2 protein-coding genes and 1 pseudogene are annotated in these 1,549 nt (G+C 61.3%); all 3 read left to right on the top strand.

The window, feature by feature from the left end; all coding sequences use genetic code 11:
- Positions 1-213: pseudogene (locus ACR0P8_RS09665) on the top strand (ornithine carbamoyltransferase); the annotation flags it as partial.
- Complete coding sequence (locus tag ACR0P8_RS09670; protein WP_432624842.1) at positions 213-731, top strand: arginine repressor; 519 nt, start codon at positions 213-215, stop codon at positions 729-731. The pseudogene ACR0P8_RS09665 and the gene ACR0P8_RS09670, both read left to right, overlap by 1 nt.
- A gap of 77 nt (positions 732-808) precedes the next feature.
- On the top strand, positions 809-1,549 hold a 741-nt coding region (locus tag ACR0P8_RS09675), incomplete at its 3' end, for an argininosuccinate synthase (RefSeq protein WP_432624843.1).

The raw sequence follows: 1,549 nt of genomic DNA on the forward strand, positions 1-1,549 counted from the left end.
CAGGTGAACGCCGAGCTCATGGCCCAGGCCAAGGACGATGCCATCTTCCAGCATTGTCTTCCGGCGTATCGCGGCAAGGAGGTCACCGCCGAGGTCATCGACGGTCCGCAGTCCGTGGTCTGGGACGAGGCCGGTAACCGCCTGCACGCGCAGAAGGCGCTGCTCACCTGGCTCGCTGGCAAGGCCCGTGGCGACGAAAGCCTTCTGGTCTGATGAATGACCGCATTCCCGCGTTGCAGCGTCCCGCTTCCCGGACCGCTCGACTGAGCGCCATCGAGCAGGCGCTGCTGACGCGTGTCGTCACCTCGCAATCGCAGTTGTCTCAGATTCTCGCCGATCAGGGCATCGAGGTGACGCAGGCCACGCTGAGCCGTGATCTCGACGAGATCCATGCCACGAAAACCCGTCTTGCCGATGGGACGGTGGCCTACGCCGTTGATAGGCAAAGAGTCAAGGATCACCCGGCGGCCAATCCGGACGGCAAGGCGGAACAGCAAATCGGCCGTGTGCTTTCCGGGCTGGTCACTTCAGTGGCGGCAGCGCGCAACCTGGTGGTGGTGCACACGCCATCGGGCGCCGCGCAATATGTGGCGAGCGTCATAGACAAGCAGCCTGTCGAAGGAGTACTCGGCACCATAGCCGGCGATGACACCGTCATGGTGATCTGCTCCGATGACGATACCGCAGGCCGCCGCGCGCAATGGTTGCTTGACGTGGCCTCCAAATCGTAAATAGCCATATAGTGGACATGACGCACCCAAGATGCATAAATATACAGTGTTATGCATATACTGATGAATAACATTGGATGTTAGAAAGGGAAACCATGAGCGATCAGAATCGTCTCGTCCTGGCGTACTCCGGTGGTCTCGATACCTCCGTCGCCATTTCATACCTGAAGGAACGCACCGGCAAGGATGTCGTGGCGGTGTCCCTCGATGTCGGTCAGGGCGGCGAAAGCCTTGAGACCATCAAGCAGCGCGCGCTGGACTGCGGTGCGGTCGAAGCATATGTCGTCGACGCTCGTGATGAATTCGCCAACGAGTACTGCATGAAGGCCCTGAAGGCCAACGCCATGTACGAAGGCGTGTACCCGCTGGTCTCCGCCATCTCCCGTCCGCTGATTTCCAAGCACCTTGTGCGAGCCGCCCACCAGTTCGGCGCTGACACCATTTCCCACGGCTGCACCGGCAAGGGCAACGACCAGGTTCGTTTCGAGGTCTCCATCGCCTCCATCGACCCGACGCTGAAGGCCATCAGCCCGATCCGCGATCTGTCCCTGACCCGTGACGTGGAAATCGCGTTCGCCAAGGAACACGAGCTGCCGATCGTGCAGACCGAGAAGAGCCCGTTCTCCATCGACCAGAACGTGTGGGGCCGTGCCATTGAGACCGGTTTCCTTGAGGATCCGTGGAACGCCCCGACCAAGGACTGCTACTCCTACGCCGACGATCCGGCGTTCCCGCCGGTCGAGGACGAGGTCGTCATTGAGTTCAAGCAGGGCGTGCCGGTCAAGATCGACGGCCGCGACGTCACCCCGCTGCAGGCC

This window comes from Bifidobacterium sp. (assembly GCF_050874245.1).
Lineage (GTDB): Bacteria > Actinomycetota > Actinomycetes > Actinomycetales > Bifidobacteriaceae > Bifidobacterium.

What these genes read in the sequence shown, in the direction of transcription:
- ACR0P8_RS09670 (WP_432624842.1), top strand. Translation starts at nt 213, where the DNA reads ATGAATGACCGCATTCCCGCGTTGCAGCGTCCCGCTTCCCGGACCGCT.